13 protein-coding genes are annotated in these 15,601 nt (G+C 45.3%); 4 read left to right on the top strand and 9 right to left on the bottom strand.

The genetic code is table 11. The features are described 5' to 3' along the window. Positions 1-214: 214 nt before the first annotated feature. The 8 genes from ACZ1GZ_RS15665 to ACZ1GZ_RS15630 form a co-directional block, all read right to left on the bottom strand. Positions 215-1,111: a LysR family transcriptional regulator gene (locus ACZ1GZ_RS15665; protein ID WP_472665813.1), complete on the bottom strand. Its 897-nt coding sequence runs from the start codon at positions 1,109-1,111 to the stop codon at positions 215-217. Between the two features lie 133 nt (positions 1,112-1,244). Further along, positions 1,245-2,189, bottom strand: a complete 945-nt coding sequence (gene trxB / locus ACZ1GZ_RS15660; RefSeq protein WP_472665812.1) for a thioredoxin-disulfide reductase — start codon at positions 2,187-2,189, stop codon at positions 1,245-1,247. 186 nt (positions 2,190-2,375) lie between these two features. Next, positions 2,376-3,326 carry a glycosyltransferase gene (locus ACZ1GZ_RS15655; RefSeq protein WP_472665811.1) on the bottom strand — a complete coding sequence of 317 codons (951 nt, stop codon included), beginning with the start codon at positions 3,324-3,326 and terminating at the stop codon, positions 2,376-2,378. Then, positions 3,323-4,384, bottom strand: a complete 1,062-nt coding sequence (locus ACZ1GZ_RS15650) for a glycosyltransferase family 4 protein (RefSeq protein ID WP_472665810.1) — start codon at positions 4,382-4,384, stop codon at positions 3,323-3,325. Before ACZ1GZ_RS15650 ends, ACZ1GZ_RS15655 begins: the two co-directional genes overlap by 4 nt. 36 nt (positions 4,385-4,420) lie before the next feature. Further along, the gene (gene greA / locus ACZ1GZ_RS15645; RefSeq protein ID WP_472665809.1) at positions 4,421-4,897 is read right to left on the bottom strand and encodes a transcription elongation factor GreA; all 477 of its coding nucleotides are present in this window, start codon (positions 4,895-4,897) and stop codon (positions 4,421-4,423) included. A 157-nt stretch (positions 4,898-5,054) separates the two neighbouring features. After that, positions 5,055-8,540: a carbamoyl-phosphate synthase large subunit gene (gene carB / locus ACZ1GZ_RS15640; protein WP_472665808.1), complete on the bottom strand. Its 3,486-nt coding sequence runs from the start codon at positions 8,538-8,540 to the stop codon at positions 5,055-5,057. A gap of 251 nt (positions 8,541-8,791) precedes the next feature. Beyond that, a complete protein-coding gene (locus ACZ1GZ_RS15635; RefSeq protein WP_472665807.1) occupies positions 8,792-9,310 on the bottom strand; it encodes a hypothetical protein in 519 nt (172 codons plus the stop codon). 179 nt (positions 9,311-9,489) lie between these two features. Beyond that, a complete protein-coding gene (locus ACZ1GZ_RS15630) occupies positions 9,490-10,275 on the bottom strand; it encodes a LytTR family DNA-binding domain-containing protein (protein ID WP_472665806.1) in 786 nt (261 codons plus the stop codon). 81 nt (positions 10,276-10,356) lie between these two features. Here ACZ1GZ_RS15630 and ACZ1GZ_RS15625 point away from each other — a divergent pair, with 81 nt between their 5' ends. From ACZ1GZ_RS15625 to ACZ1GZ_RS15615, 3 genes are all read left to right on the top strand, one after another. Continuing rightward, a complete protein-coding gene (locus ACZ1GZ_RS15625) occupies positions 10,357-10,755 on the top strand; it encodes a DUF2306 domain-containing protein (RefSeq protein ID WP_472665805.1) in 399 nt (132 codons plus the stop codon). A gap of 96 nt (positions 10,756-10,851) precedes the next feature. After that, on the top strand, positions 10,852-11,793 hold the full coding sequence (ypfJ, locus tag ACZ1GZ_RS15620) for a KPN_02809 family neutral zinc metallopeptidase (RefSeq protein ID WP_472665804.1): 942 nt from the start codon (positions 10,852-10,854) through the stop codon (positions 11,791-11,793). Between the two features lie 121 nt (positions 11,794-11,914). Beyond that, positions 11,915-13,267 (top strand): MATE family efflux transporter, encoded by a 1,353-nt coding sequence (locus ACZ1GZ_RS15615; RefSeq protein ID WP_472665803.1) that lies wholly within the window; start codon positions 11,915-11,917, stop codon positions 13,265-13,267. 20 nt (positions 13,268-13,287) lie between these two features. Here ACZ1GZ_RS15615 and carA read toward each other — a convergent pair whose 3' ends face one another. Then, on the bottom strand, positions 13,288-14,487 hold the full coding sequence (carA, locus tag ACZ1GZ_RS15610) for a glutamine-hydrolyzing carbamoyl-phosphate synthase small subunit (protein WP_472665802.1): 1,200 nt from the start codon (positions 14,485-14,487) through the stop codon (positions 13,288-13,290). A 333-nt stretch (positions 14,488-14,820) separates the two neighbouring features. Between carA and ACZ1GZ_RS15605 the strand changes: the two genes are divergently transcribed. Beyond that, a complete protein-coding gene (locus tag ACZ1GZ_RS15605; protein WP_472665801.1) occupies positions 14,821-15,540 on the top strand; it encodes a helix-turn-helix transcriptional regulator in 720 nt (239 codons plus the stop codon). Positions 15,541-15,601: the final 61 nt, after the last annotated feature.

The following is a 15,601-nucleotide window of genomic DNA, read 5'->3' as shown; positions in this document are numbered from 1 at the left end:
AGGGAACAGCTCATGCGGTGGACTGGGAGGTGACCACCATTTGTGCATTTGCTGACTACAATATGATACTTTATTAAGCATTTGACAATAAATTATCCCGCATGTCTGTCATGCATTCAGCGCATAGCTGATGATTTGCGTGCGTTGCAGCAAAACTATCCAAATGGTTATTTTTAAAGCGTTTTCTTGCTGGTGTGCTAATTTTTATACCAGTCTAGAACTCCCAGCGGCGAGCCTTTGCAACGAGAAAGTCACGGAAGACTTGAAGTTTTGCAACATTTTTCATTTCTTCCGGATAACAGAAATATGTGTCAAATGACGGGATATCGGCATTGATTTGCAATTGAACCAAGCCGTCTTCTTTCGAAACCATGTAGTCTGGCAGAAGTGAAATACCAATCCCGCGCATACAAGCGCGCCTTACAGCTGGTAAAGAGTTGATCTGTAGATGTGGGGTTCGTGGATTGTCTGACGAACGTCCAAGAGATTGAAGCCAGTTCATCTCTAATAAATAACTTGGTGCAGGTTCACCAAAGGTAATGATGCGATGGTTATCTAAATCATCAAGAGTTTTCAGCTCACCAAATTTATTGATATAGGTCGGCGAGGCATAGACATGGAAATGCACGGTAAACAATTTCCGTTGAATGAGGTCAGATTCATGCGGTCGTCGCAGACGGATAGCACAATCTGCTGTGCGCATGCCCACATCAATCTCGTCGTTATCGAGCAGCAATTGCAGACGAATATCATCATAGAGCGATAGGAATTCATGGATATGGCCGGTTAGCCAACCTTGGCCCAGCCCAACTGTGGTGGTCACACGTAAATTCCCGCTTGGGCGCTCATTGGTTTCAATGAGTTGCATGCGCGCTGTTTCTAATCGATGAAGCACATCATCGGCAGTTCGAAATAACAATTCACCCTGCTCGGTGAGGATAAGTCCGCGTGCATGACGGTGAAAAAGCTTTGAGCTGACCTCATGCTCAAGCGCGCTCACCTGACGGCTAATTGCGGATTGAGATAGGTGCAACTTATCGGCTGCATGAGTGAATGAGCCTGCTTCAGCCGCGGCATGGAATATGCGTAACTTGTCCCAATCTAGCGGCATTTAGTTGATCTCCCCATCCACTAACAAAACAAAAGATTCTTTTTATTCATCTAATAGTAAATGAAAACAATGTGCAATCTACAAGATTGTAGGTCTTGTAGATTGTTAAATTGTGCATTTGGGGTGTGGGTTATTAGGAAAGGAAACGTTCTGCTTCAAGCGCGGCCATACAACCCATGCCCGCCGCAGTAACCGCTTGGCGATAGATGTCGTCTGTTACATCTCCAGCGGCAAATACACCTTCAACATCTGTTGCTGTTGAATCAGGGGCGGTCCAAAGATACTTATTTGGTTTTTGCTTCAATTTGCCTTCAAATAAGCTCACAGCTGGTGCGTGACCGATAGCGATGAAAATACCATCAATATCAATCGAGCTGTCTTCGCCCGTCTTACGGTTATGTAAAATCGCGCCTGTCACTGTTGGCGGAAGTGGTGCTTTTGCAAGCTCACCCGTGATCTCTTTAACTTCGCTGTCCCAGATGATCTCTACATTTTCTTTTGCAAATAGGCGTTCCTGAAGGATCTTCTCAGAACGGAGTTCATCCCTGCGGTGAATGAGTGTTACTTTTGCGGCCAGATTAGACAGATAAAGCGCCTCTTCAACGGCTGTATTGCCGCCGCCAACAACAGCTACATTTTTATTGCGGTAGAAAAACCCATCACATGTTGCGCATGCGGAAACCCCGCCACCCATGAATGTTTGCTCGGTTTCAATACCAAGCCATTTAGCTTGTGCACCTGTTGCGATGATCAATGCATCTGCAGTGAACGTCACGCCGCTATCTGTTTTTGCGGTAAATGGACGTTTTGAAACATCCACATCGGTGACAACATCGGTGATGATTTCTGCGCCCACATTCTGTGCTTGCTGAAGCATTTGGTCCATCATCCAAGGGCCTTGAACGGCTTCTGCATAGCCTGGATAGTTTTCCACTTCAGTTGTGATCATTAACTGTCCACCTTGTTCGAGACCAGAAATCATCACAGGTTTAAGCATCGCACGTGCTGCATAAATCGCAGCAGTATAGCCAGCAGGGCCAGAGCCAATGATGAGAACGGGTACGTGGCGATCAGACATGAATTTTCCTCTAGTAGCGCATATTGAGCTGCAAAATTATTGTGGGATATTTATCGCAGATTTAGTGAGACTGGATAGGGTGTTTCAAGACCAATGAGTAAGTTACTCACAGTTCTCACTGTCAAATTACCGTGATCTGCTTATTCATTGAGAATTATTGATGGTATTGCGGTACTGAATTGGTATTTAGTGGCTCTGACCATGGTCTTTGAGAAATTGCTCAAAGCGGGTGACATAGTTTTGATGAATGGCTTTGTAGGCTTGGCGCGCCTTTTGCGACCTTTCCAAGAACTCTGTCTCTTTTATTTTTATTAGATCGTTGATTGCAGCCTCTAGCTTTGCTTCATCGATATAAAAATTGGTTCCGATATGACGTGGACTTTGGTGTTTGAAAGGCACCAATATTCCATACTCTTTTTTGATATGTTCGTTCATCGGTTCCGCATCGGTCGTTAAAACCACGGCGCCTGTCGACAAAGCTTCAACGATATAATGCCCCCAACCCTCGGAGCGGGAAGGGCACAAATGGATGCCACATTCATTTTGTTGTTTTAGCAAATCTTCGTTTGATAAATACCCGGAATGTAATTCCACATTTGCTGGCACTTTTTCGGGTGCGTTGACCTTTTTCTGGACCAAAGTCAGCGTTGGCCATTCAGGGTGTTTTTCCCAAAGGTCAAGAATGACTTCTGTGCCCTTTAGCGTGCTGCCGCCTGCGAGGTGGAAGAATTTGGTTTTGTCTTTTTTTAGGCTCGCATCTTGTCGATCTTCGGATGAGAAACCGATATCGATGGTGGCACTGCCGCAGGCTTGAAATACCTCTTCTGCGTGACGCGTTTTTGTCAAAACTGCATCGAGTTTTTTAAGGCGATTGAGTTGTCGCTTTGGATATCGTTCTTGGTTGGGAACGAGATAAAATTCGTCAGCGGCGGAATACCATGCGGGAAAAATCCGCTCAAAAAAGACTATGACATCCGCCTGTTTTTTCCGGGTAAGGCGAGAGATCAAACTCCGGCTTTTCGGTGTCGCTCGCTCGACATTATAGCCATGCGCTTCCAATTGCTCAGCGATCACCATCACCTCTTTTACAAGGCCATAGGAATTGTCTTTCGCGATGAGCAGGAACGTTTTCTTCATCCGTTACGCACTGCCTCGTACACGGCGTTGATTGCAGTCGCTTCTTTTTCAAGCGAGAAGTTTTGACTGACATATTCACGGGCGTTTTTTCCCAGTGTTTCTAAAAGCTTAGCGTCAGACATATATTTATCGGCTTCTTTGCAAAGCGCATCTAAGTCCTCGACGCCGACAACAATGCCAGTTTTATCATTGACGATGATTTCAGAAAACGCGCCGACATCGGCAGCAACGCTTGGAACGTTGCAAGCTGCAGCTTCAAGCGGCGTCAGGCCAAAACCTTCGTTTCGTTGAGGTGCGATGTATAAATCAAGCACCCGGAACCACTTTTCGATCGCATCCACTTCGCCTGCAAATATAATACGATCGTCTAAACCAGCCTCTTTAACGGCTTTCTTCAGCTTGTCTGCAAATCCAACATGTTCTGCGGTTACACGACCTGTAATAACTGCAATCCACGAAGGATGTTTGGGCAAAAGTCTGATCATCATGTCAACGAAAATATCAGTGCCCTTTTGGTGGCGAACGCGGCCAAAACATCCAGCAATCTTTAGATTGGGATCAAGGCCTAATTCTGAGCGTTCTTTTGTTTTATCCGGAGAGGGGAAAAACCGGTCTAAATCGACACCGTGGTGAATGATTGTACTGTCTCGTTCAAGGAAACTGCCTGCTTTTTGTGACCCACTAATGACATGATCCATTTTTGAGATCAGCCATTTTGTGTAGCTTCGATGGTTACGTTGTGCATCTGAAGTAAAGATGACTTTAATTTTCATCCGCAAGATATCGCGCATGAAAATACCAGGCAGCATTTCTACATTTCTGCGCGCATGCCAGACCCGCATCTTGCCGTCCTGCGGCAATTGCCAAAGTTTCCATAATTGGGAAAAACTTACATGCGGGATAAAATCGGGTAGTCCTGGGCCTATGGACGCGATTTGAACGCCCAGTTTTTTCTGTTTAGGGACCAAATTCACAATTGTGGAGGTCACACCTGAAAGGCGCTTTTTTAAGTTTGGTGCGAGCACATGGGTGTCTTTAAGGTCAACATATGTCTTCATGCCATCACACCAAGCTTTTTTGCAAAAACGGCTATGTTAGCCCCAGGAGATTTCTAGGATTTCATAGCCTTTAGCGCCACCAGGTGCATTAAACTCAATAGAATCACCGACGGATTTCCCAATGAGAGCACGTGCAATAGGGGATGAAATTGAGATTTTACCCTTTTTCACATCGGCTTCTTGATCGCCAACGATCTGATAGGTTTTTTCTTCATCAGTGTCTTCATCAACCATTTTCACGGTCGCGCCAAATTTTACTGTGTCACCAGACATTAGGCTTAGATCGATAACTTCTGCCCGCGAAGTTAAATCTTCAAGCTCCATGATGCGACCTTCATTCATGCTCTGCGCTTCTTTGGCAGCATGATACTCAGCATTCTCTGATAAATCGCCATGCGCACGCGCTTCAGAAATCGCATCAATAATACGACCTCGTTCTGTTTGCGTACGAAAACGAAGTTCTTCTTGAAGGTCAGTAAAACCTTGTTGGGTCATGGGTACTTTTTCAACCATGGCTCAATCCTTAAAAAATTCCCTATTGAGGGACTTGTTTGGGCAAGTTGTAAATTAATACAAGCCGATCAGAATATCAGATAGTGATTCTTAACCTGAAACAAGGGGGATCGCAAATATGGTTTTGTTTTCCCCGCTCGTTTGGTGTTTTGGCAGATTATTTGAAATAATCCTGTAGCGGTTTTACCTCAAGATTACCTGCATTTAGTGCAATAATCGCATCAGCAGCTGCCGCAGCACCCGCTAGGGTGGTGAAATACGGGATCTTGTTGGTCAATGTTGCCAAGCGCAGAGATTTCGAATGCGAGATCGCCTTTGCTCCGGATGTCGTGTTGATCACAAGCTGTACCTGGCGGTTGCGAATTGCGTCGCGGATATCAGGACGGCCTTCCTGTACTTTGTTCACGCGGGTGATTTTAACCCCAGCGTGTTCAAGGAAGTTGGCTGTACCTGTCGTTGCCATGATTTCAAAACCACCGTCAGAAAGCTTCTTAGCAGTTTCCAAAATGCCTGGCTTATCGTCATCTTTAACGGATACGAACACGCAACCGGACCGCGGAAGATCAACACCTGCGCCAAGCTGAGACTTTGCAAAGGATAGTGAATAGTCTGTATCCAATCCCATGACTTCACCGGTTGAACGCATTTCTGGTCCAAGTAGCGTATCAACGCCAGGGAAACGCGCAAATGGGAAGACGGCTTCCTTGACAGCAATATGCTCAAGCTGTCGTGGATCAGGTTTTTCGCCATAGGCTTTAAACGCTGCATCCAGTTTTTCACCGGCCATAACACGTGCGGCAATTTTGGCAATTGGTGCACCGATTGTTTTCGCAACAAATGGGACTGTACGTGATGCGCGAGGGTTCACCTCAATAACGTAGATCACATCATCTTTAATCGCGTATTGAACGTTCATCAGACCGCCAACATTCAGCGCTTTCGCAAGTGCTTTTGTTTGTTCTTCCAAGCGATCAAGCATTGCATCATCTAATGAGTGCGCTGGCAGTGAACAGGCACTATCACCTGAGTGAATACCAGCTTCTTCGATGTGCTCCATGATGCCGGAAACATACACGTCTTCACCATCACACAAACAATCAACATCAACTTCTGTTGCATTGGTGAGATAGCTATCAAATAGAAGCGGGTTTTTGCCCAACAGCGTATTTATCTGACCTGTTTTATCGTTTGGATATTTCGCTTTAATCTCTTCTGGTACCAATTCAGGCACAACTTCTAACAGATAACGCGATAATGTTGCCTCATCACGGATGATTTCCATCGCGCGGCCACCCAAAACGTAGGAAGGACGAACAACAAGCGGGAAATCAATTTCAGCTGCGACCAATCGTGCTTGCTCAACAGAATAAGCAATACCGTTTTTCGGCTGTGTGAGATCTAGTTTGATCAAAAGCTTTTGGAAGCGGTCACGATCTTCTGCCAAATCAATAGCGTCAGGTGCTGTTCCCAAAATCGGAATGCCTGCTTCTTCAAGTGCATTGGCAAGTTTCAGAGGTGTTTGTCCACCGAACTGAACAATCACGCCTTCAAGTGTGCCTTTAGACTGCTCGATATGAAGGATTTCAATCACATCTTCTGCTGTGAGTGGCTCAAAGTACAGTCTGTCAGATGTATCATAATCAGTTGAAACCGTTTCAGGGTTACAGTTGATCATGATGCTTTCATAGCCCGCATCATTAAGCGCAAAACAAGCATGACAGCAGCAATAATCAAACTCGATGCCTTGGCCAATTCTATTTGGGCCACCACCCAAGATAACAACCTTTTTGCGATCTGAAACATCAGCTTCAGAGCTGAGTTGGCCGACAAAAGGTGTTTCATAAGTTGAGTACATATAAGCTGTTGGTGATGCGAATTCCGCAGCACATGTATCAATGCGCTTGTAAGCTGGGACAACACCAAGCTCGCGACGCTCTTTGGTTACGTCCAATTCGTCTTGACCGATGAGTGATGCAAGACGCGCGTCTGAGAAGCCCATTGATTTGAGCATGCGCAGGTTTTCAGCATCTTTAGGCAAACCATATTGGCGCACACGCATTTCCATATCTACAATGGCGCGCATTTGCTCCAAGAACCATGGATCAATCCAACAGGTTTTATTGATATCTTCGTTGCTCATGCCAAGGCGCATGGCTTGTGCAACCATACGCAAACGATCAGGTGTTGGCGTGCTGATCGCGGCTTTAATGGCGTCTTGATCATCGCCTTCGCCAAGACCTGGGATTTCGATCTCATCAAGACCAGTCAAACCAGTTTCAAGGCCGCGAAGTGCTTTTTGCAGCGATTCGTTAAAGGTACGGCCAATCGCCATCACTTCACCAACAGATTTCATAGCCGTTGTAAGTGTTGGTTCAGAACCTGGGAATTTCTCAAATGCAAAACGTGGGATCTTTGTGACCACATAATCAATAGATGGCTCAAAGGATGCAGGTGTTGCACCGCCGGTAATGTCGTTTTCCAACTCATCAAGCGTGTAACCAACAGCAAGTTTGGCTGCGACTTTGGCAATTGGGAAACCAGTTGCTTTCGATGCAAGCGCTGATGAACGCGACACGCGTGGGTTCATCTCAATAACAATCAAACGGCCATTTTTCGGGTTCACCGCAAATTGAACGTTTGAACCGCCTGTTTCCACACCGATTTCACGCAATACGGCAATCGATGCATTCCGCATGATTTGGTATTCTTTATCGGTCAATGTCAGAGCAGGGGCCACAGTGATAGAATCGCCTGTGTGCACGCCCATTGGGTCCAAGTTTTCAATCGAACAGATAATGATGCAGTTATCCGCTTTGTCGCGCACAACTTCCATCTCATATTCTTTCCAGCCAAGAATCGATTCTTCAATCAAAACTTCTGTGGTCGGAGATGCATCAAGACCCGAGCGAACAATTTCAAAGAATTCATCATTGTTATACGCGATACCGCCACCTGTGCCGCCCAATGTGAAAGATGGTCGGATAATCGCTGGCAAACCTACTTTATCGATAGCGGTGGCTGCAATTCCCATTGCATGGGCAATGTAGCGTTGTTTACGGTCGCTCTCGCCAAGGTTCCACTGGTTTTCGAGTGCATCGAGTTCTTTATCAAGCTCATCACCTGAAAATTTCTCGCGAAGTTCTGCGCGCGCTGCTTCATGCTTTACACGATCAACGTCTTTAATATCTGTCGCATTCGCAAGGACTGAAATAGGTGTATCAAGGCCAATCTTATCCATTGCTTCTCGGAACAATGAACGATCTTCGGCTTTATCAATGGCATCAGGTTGCGCACCAATCATTTCCACATTGTAGCGATCTAAGATACCCATGCGGCGTAGCGAAAGCGCTGTGTTCAGCGCTGTTTGGCCACCCATTGTTGGCAGAAGCGCATCGGGGCGTTCTTTTGCAATGATTTTCGCAACAACTTCCGGTGTGATCGGCTCGATGTATGTTGCATCGGCAAGACCCGGATCTGTCATGATCGTTGCTGGGTTGGAGTTAACCAGGATCACCCGGTAACCTTCTTCCTTTAACGCTTTACAGGCTTGGGTTCCTGAATAATCAAATTCGCATGCTTGGCCGATGATAATCGGTCCCGCACCAATAATCAGAATGGATTTAATATCAGTACGTTTCGTCATGGCGTATATCCGTATCACGCTACACAAAAACTCCGGCTGGAGAAGTCCATCGGAGGTGTAATCTGTTTTAAGTGGCTAAGCGTGCCTTATAGGGGAAGTTTAAGTATTTGTAACCCCTTAAAAGACGAAAATTGTGGGCAAAGTAGCACGAATAAAACCCAAATGGTTTTTACCCCTTATGTGCATGAAAAAAGGGCAGTGGATTTTGCCAACCCACTGCCCAATTATGTTCATCAAACAGGGATGATGAATTATTCAGTTGGCTGTTTAAGAAGACCGTCAACAGCTTTAACTGTGTCTTCAACAGCGTTCATTGTTTCGCCAACTTTTTCCATTGCTTTGTCAGCTTCTTCTTTTACAGCGTCAACTGCATCTGTTGCAGCTTTGGCAGCAGCGTCTGCTTCCATTTTTGCTTTATCAGCAGCAGCCTTAGCCGCATCTTCCGCGGCTTTTGCCGCAGCATCTGCTTCCATTTTAGCTTTGTCGGCAGCAGCTTTTGCTTCCTCTTCAGCTGCTTTTGCTGCAGCTTCCGCTTCGGCTTTTGCCTTTTCTTCAGCAGCGGCAGCTTCAGCTTTTGCCTTTTCCATAGCTTCGTCAGCGGCTTTTTTCGCTGCAGCTTCTGCTTCTTCCGCAGCCTTAGCAGCTTCAGCGGCTTTTTCTTCGGCAGCAGCCTTGGCTTTCGCCTCGGCTTCCTTTTTCTCGTCACTACAAGCTGAAAGCGTAAGCGCTGCCATTGCTGATACAGCCAGCGCGATCAATAAATTTTTCATGTGTTTGTCCTTATTGGCTTATGCCAAATTAGTTTGTTTCAATTTTGAGGAAGTTGTCGCCCTCATAACATCTCAAAAGAAGATGGGCGCTGTTTAGCGTTCGATTATGACAAAAAGAAGGTCTATTTTCGCACTGCACACAATAATTTTTGAAAAAACTTTGAAAATTTGACCTGCAATTAACGGGACAGGTAGTTGGCAACGTCTTTTTGGTTTGAACGGCTAACAGGTATTAGATCACCATTCTTTAGCTTAATCATTTTTTTGCCATTCACTATTTTCATTTCAGCAATGTGGTTTTTGGAAACCCACCAAGATCGGTGCGGTTGAATGCCTTCGAAATCTTTCAGCTCTGACACCGCATCGGAAAGCCGCATAAGAATAAGATCAGATCCAAATGATGTTGTAACTTTTACATAATGATCTTGCGAATTTAAAGAAATGAGATCTCTTCCGAGTTCCTTTGGTACACGTTCAAAAAACCTTGTATCCGCCTGCAGCTCATCCAACGCCTGCTGCGGTTTAGTTTCAGATAGTTTGAATAACAATGTCACGCCAATTGTAATAGGTAGCGTGTACATGAAAATTTTTAGCAGCCCAGCAAATGACTGGCCAAATGATTGTTGCAAAAATAGACCAAACAACCACACAAATAAGCCAACAATGATACCAGCTGCGCTTCCGCCGATGATATAAGATAACCAGTCGTTTTGATTTTTACGTTTCAGTGAAATTGTGACAAATGTCGCCACGCTACTTGCTAATACATACGTAACAGGCGTTAAAATCGCCCAATATGCGAAACGCTCTAAGAAATTATAATGCTCGAGCGTTCCAAAAGGACCCGATAGGGTGAGGATCAATACAGCAACACCGATATAGCCGAAAAATTTAATGTCTTTGAATTGCGCCTGCATTTGGCGAAGCGTCAATTGGAAAGGTGTATCATTGGCGAATTCGGTCATGCATTCCACGTAAACTAAATTTGTCTTTGGCATATAACCGATAAGACCATTCTTCCATTCATTCAATGAGGAAGATTTTCGATGTTTAATTTATCACCGCTTTTTCAGGCAAGCTTTACGGTTCAAATTCACGTTATTTCAGCTGTTCTAGCCTTAATTCTTGGTATTTGGATCATGCTGGGTGCCAAAGGGAATTTAAAACATAAACTCTTGGGCAAAGTTTGGGTGGTATCTTTACTCATCACTGCGGTTTCAAGCTTTTGGCTTCATGGTATAAAACTCATCGGGCCGTTTAGCCCCATACATTTGCTATCTATTTTGGCGATCTATTCTGTTTTTAGCGCCATCCAGCATGCAAGGGCAGGGCGTATTCAAGAGCATAAAAAAACCATGAAAGGGTTGTTTTATTACGCTCTGATAGGCGCTGGGCTTTTCACGCTACTGCCCGGGCGTTTAATGCATCAACTCCTCATCGGATAGCTAAATTCCACACATATTGAGAAATCTATATTTGATTATCCAACCAAATGGCATTACCAGTGAAAGTACTATTTTTTGCAGACCAAGGGGTATGTCATGCGTTGGAAAGGTCGTCGCCAGTCAAGCAATATCGAAGATGTTCGTGGTCGTTCGAGTTCACGAACAAGATCTAGCAGCCGCAATCCATTTGGTCGCGGTGGTATTCGTCTTCCATCTCGTCGCGGCGGTGTTGGTCGTGGGGGCATGAGCTTTAAATCACTCTTGCTTATGGGGGTAGTGTTTCTAGGCCTTTGGGCATTTGGGATTGTCAGCCCATCTGATATTTTATCGCAAATGGGAGGAGCTCCAACCTCTAATTTTGAGCAAACCACCACACAAAACAGTCAACCGAGCCAAAGTGCGGATGAAATGACCCAGTTCATTGCGACCGTATTGGCTGAGACAGAAGATGTCTGGAACGGTGTTATGCGCACTGAAGGTGTGAACTATCCTGAACCGACTTTAACATTGTTTTCAAATCAAGTTCAGTCGGCATGCGGATTTGCAAGTTCAGCCTCTGGTCCGTTTTACTGTCCGGCAGATAGCAAGATCTACATCGATCTCACCTTTTATGATGAATTAGCAACACGTTTTGGTGCCGCTGGTGATTTTGCGCAAGCCTATGTCTTGGCGCATGAAGTTGGTCATCACGTCCAAAACGTCATTGGTGTACTGCCAAAATTTAATCAGATGCGTCGCTCAATGAGCAAACAAGAAGAAAACCGCATGTCTGTTCGCGTTGAACTACAAGCAGATTGCTTTGCCGGGATTTGGGGGTATTACACGGCGCAAAAAGGATTGCTTGAACGCGGCGATTTAGAAGAAGCGCTCAATGCTGCTAATCAAATTGGCGATGATACCATTCAAAAGCGTACGCAAGGCTTTATTGTTCCAGAAAGCTTTAACCACGGAACATCCGCTCAAAGAAAAGAATGGTTCTCCCGCGGGTTTGAAACGGGTCGGTTGTCGGCTTGTGACACGTTCAACGCGACATTATAGTTTAAAGCCAGAACATCAAATTTCTTTCTGCAGTATTTCTTCTGCATAAAAAATAGGCGGTGTATTCTCGCTTGATATGAAGTTATTGTCTGTTCTTTGGGCAATTAAACTGAGTCGCGTGATGAACTATATTCACCATATAAAACGGACATGGCTATTAAGCCTGCCGCTAGTTGGCAGCCAATTGGCTCAAATCGCGATTAATACAACGGATACCGTCATGCTCGGGTGGCATGGCACATTTAGTCTCGCGTCGGGTGTGCTTGGCACGCAGGCTGTGTTTTTCTTCTTTATCTTTGGGGCTGGATTTGGTCATGCAGTGGTGCCTTTAGCATCGAGCGCATTTGCAAAAGATGACACGAGATCCTTGCGCCGTGCAATGCGTATGGGCCTTTGGATTACAGGGCTTATCGTACTAATTTCCATGCCGATAATGTGGAATATTGAGCGTATATTTGTTTCTTTAGGGCAGGATGAGGACGTCTCATCTTTGGCAGCAGAATATGTCCGCGTTGCTCAATGGAGTTTGTTTCCTGCGCTTTGGGCGCTTGTGTTTCGCAACTTTTTTGCAACGCTTGAAAAAGCGCAAATCGTATTTTGGGCGATTGTTCCTGGAATATTGTTAAATATGCTGCTCAATTACGTTTTTATATTCGGTAATTGGGGTGCTCCTGAGCTCGGTGTGGTCGGCGCTGCTTGGGCATCATTGGGCACTAATATTATTATCATGGTTGTGTTGGTGGGTTGGCTGTATATTCACAAGCAATATCGCCAATACGAATTACTGACGCGTGTATGGAGATCGGATTGGGCGGTTTTCTGGCGCGTTGCGACTTTAGGCTTGCCGATATCTATTTCAATATTAGCCGAGATTTCAATGTTTTCTGGCGCCTCATTATTAATGGGGTGGATTGGCGCAATGGAGCTGGCCGCCCATGGGATTGCGCTGCAGGTTGCGGCCATTGCATTTATGATCCCGCTCGGGATTTCAGGTGCCGCTACCATTCGCGTGAGCAATGCCTATGGTCGCGAAAATATGTCTGATATTTTACTCGCTTCCAAAGCGGCGCTGGTGGTTGCAATGTTCTTTGCTCTCGTTACAGCACTTATTATAGCCGTGTTCTCAACCCAGTTAGTTGATCTGTTCTTAGATAGCTCCAACTCTGATGCAGCGATCGTGGCAGCTATTGCGATCCCGCTTGTATTGGTTGCCGCCGCATTCCAATTTGTTGATTCAGGGCAAGTGATTGCCGCAGGTGTGCTGCGTGGTTTTCAAGATGCGACTATGCCTATGATCATTAACCTAGTTTGCTACGGTTTTGGATTGGGGCTTGCATATCTCTTATGCTTCCGTTTCGCGCTTGGTCCAGTAGGGATTTGGTATGGCCTAACTGCAGGTCTTGCTTTTTCATTTATTTGTTTGGGTGCGCGATATTTTTACAAGATCAAACAAATCGGACGGGAAATTGTATAACTTCCCGTCCGTTTATTAATTTAAGCGTGTGCTTTTTGATTTTCTTGAACCAGATCAATGAAGCGTCTGAAGAGATAATGGCTGTCTTGCGGACCAGGCGATGCTTCTGGGTGATGCTGAACAGAGAAAACCGGTTTGCCCGCAACACGTAGGCCACAGTTTGTGCCATCAAATAATGAGACATGTGTTTCTTCAACGCCCTTTGGCAGGCTGTCGCTGTCCACCGCAAATCCATGGTTCATCGAAACGATTTCAACCTTGTTGGTCGTGTGGTCTTTTACTGGATGATTTGCGCCATGGTGACCTTGGTGCATTTTCACTGTCGTTGCGCCAAGCGCAAGTGCCAACATTTGGTGACCCAAACAAATACCGAAAATTGGAACACCACTTTCCAAAAGCGCTTGAATAGTTGGAACTGCATATTCACCCGTTGCTGCTGGATCACCAGGTCCGTTTGATAAGAAAATGCCATCCGGGTTATGAGCAAGAACCTCTTCAGCAGAAGATTTGGCAGGTAGAACAGTCACTTTGCAGTTCAGACCAACGAACAAACGCAAGATGTTTCTTTTTACGCCATAATCAAGTGCAACAATGTGATATTCATCATTGTTTAGCTCCTCATAACCTTCACCGAGTTTCCAGGGCGCCTGGGTCCACTGACTCGATTGGCCAGATGTTGCTTCAATTGCAAGATCAAGATTTTCAAGACCCGACCATTTTGCTGCTTTGGCTTTTAATGCGTCTAGATCAAAATTGCCGTCCGGCGCATGTGCGATTACCGCGTTTTGTGCACCTTTTTCGCGGATCAAAACCGTAAGTGCGCGTGTATCGATGCCAGATAGCGCAATAATGCCTCTTGCACTCAGCCAGCTATCAAGATGTTCGACAGCGCGATAATTGGAAGGGTTTGTCACATCTGCCTTAAAGATGGCGCCAACCGCACCGCGTCTTGCTGCCGGTGTTAGATCTTCAATATCTTCACCATTGGCACCAACATTACCAATGTGTGGGAATGTAAAAGTAACGATTTGACCAAGATAGGATGGGTCGGTCAGAATTTCCTGATACCCGGTAAGCGCTGTGTTAAAGCAAACTTCAGCTTCCACTTCACCTGAAGCGCCGAGGCCTTGCCCATAGATAACTGTGCCATCCGCCAATACTAATACAGCGGTTGGTTTTTTTATTGGCCATGGTTGGTCGTTGTTTTGCGCATGTGACATTAGCGGATCCATTCAGCTTTAGCGAAATAATAGGGCATTATTGTTCGATTGAATGGCGATAGATGCGTTCAAGATTCAGATCGCGCAAAGAATTGCCATCTGAAACATGCTGATAACTTAGCCTGTCTTTGCGGTCAACATCTGAGTGGTAAAATCCACGTTTAAGCAATGAAGTTGAAATTTTAAAACCAAAAACGCGTCTCCAGCACGACGAAATTTGTTAAGAAAGTGGTTCCTAACGCTTCGACACCCTTAGTTTGTTAACCTTTCGTCAGTTTCGGACAAGCCCATCTATCTAGGTTAACTTTTAACGCTAATGGTAGGATAAAAATTATGGGGCAAGTCGCAGAGATTAGGCAGGAGGCGGTATCATCTTCATTTGTTGATGATATAGCGACGGTATTTGATATAAAACAAATACTGCGTGCGACATGTGAAAAATACGGATTTAAGCACTTTATGCTCGCTTACATTCCTCACTCAGAGAACGAAAAGCTCAGCATTAATACGATTGCCATTACCAATAATTGGCCAACGGAAGTTCTTGGCCATTATGATATGATGGGTCGAGCGGAAAGTGATTACTTAATCAAAGAATCACGCAAACGTCTTGCACCGGTTATTGATGATATTGACTACAGCACCCTTAACGAGATGCATGTGGAATTGCTGAGCCGTTATAAATACGAGCGCAACGGTTATTTCCCGGTCAATAATGGTGATGGTCTGCATTTGTTGGTTTTAACGGGTGGGCGTGATGTGATGCTCGGCGAAGAGCATTTGGCAGATATTCAGCTGTTTGCAACAAGGTTGGTTGAAAAATCACTGAAGATTTTACCGGGTAACCAAACCACGGATGCAAATATCTCACAACGCGAGAATGAAGTGTTGCAATGGATTGCTGAAGGTAAAACCAGCGCGGAAATCGCAACGATCATGTCATTGTCCGAGCATACAGTTAATCATTATGCGATGTTAGCCGTACAAAAACTGGAATGTGTGAACCGCACGCAAGCCGTTGTTCGATCCATGCGTTTAGGTCTCATTCGCTAATTATCCAATATACTATTTAATGAAATGGCTTGACGAAATTTGAGATTCTAGCCAAAACGCC

This window comes from Lentilitoribacter sp. JB5-8 (assembly GCF_055693385.1).
Note: the sequence above shows the minus strand (reverse complement) of the source record. Positions and strands in the feature narration are given on the sequence as shown.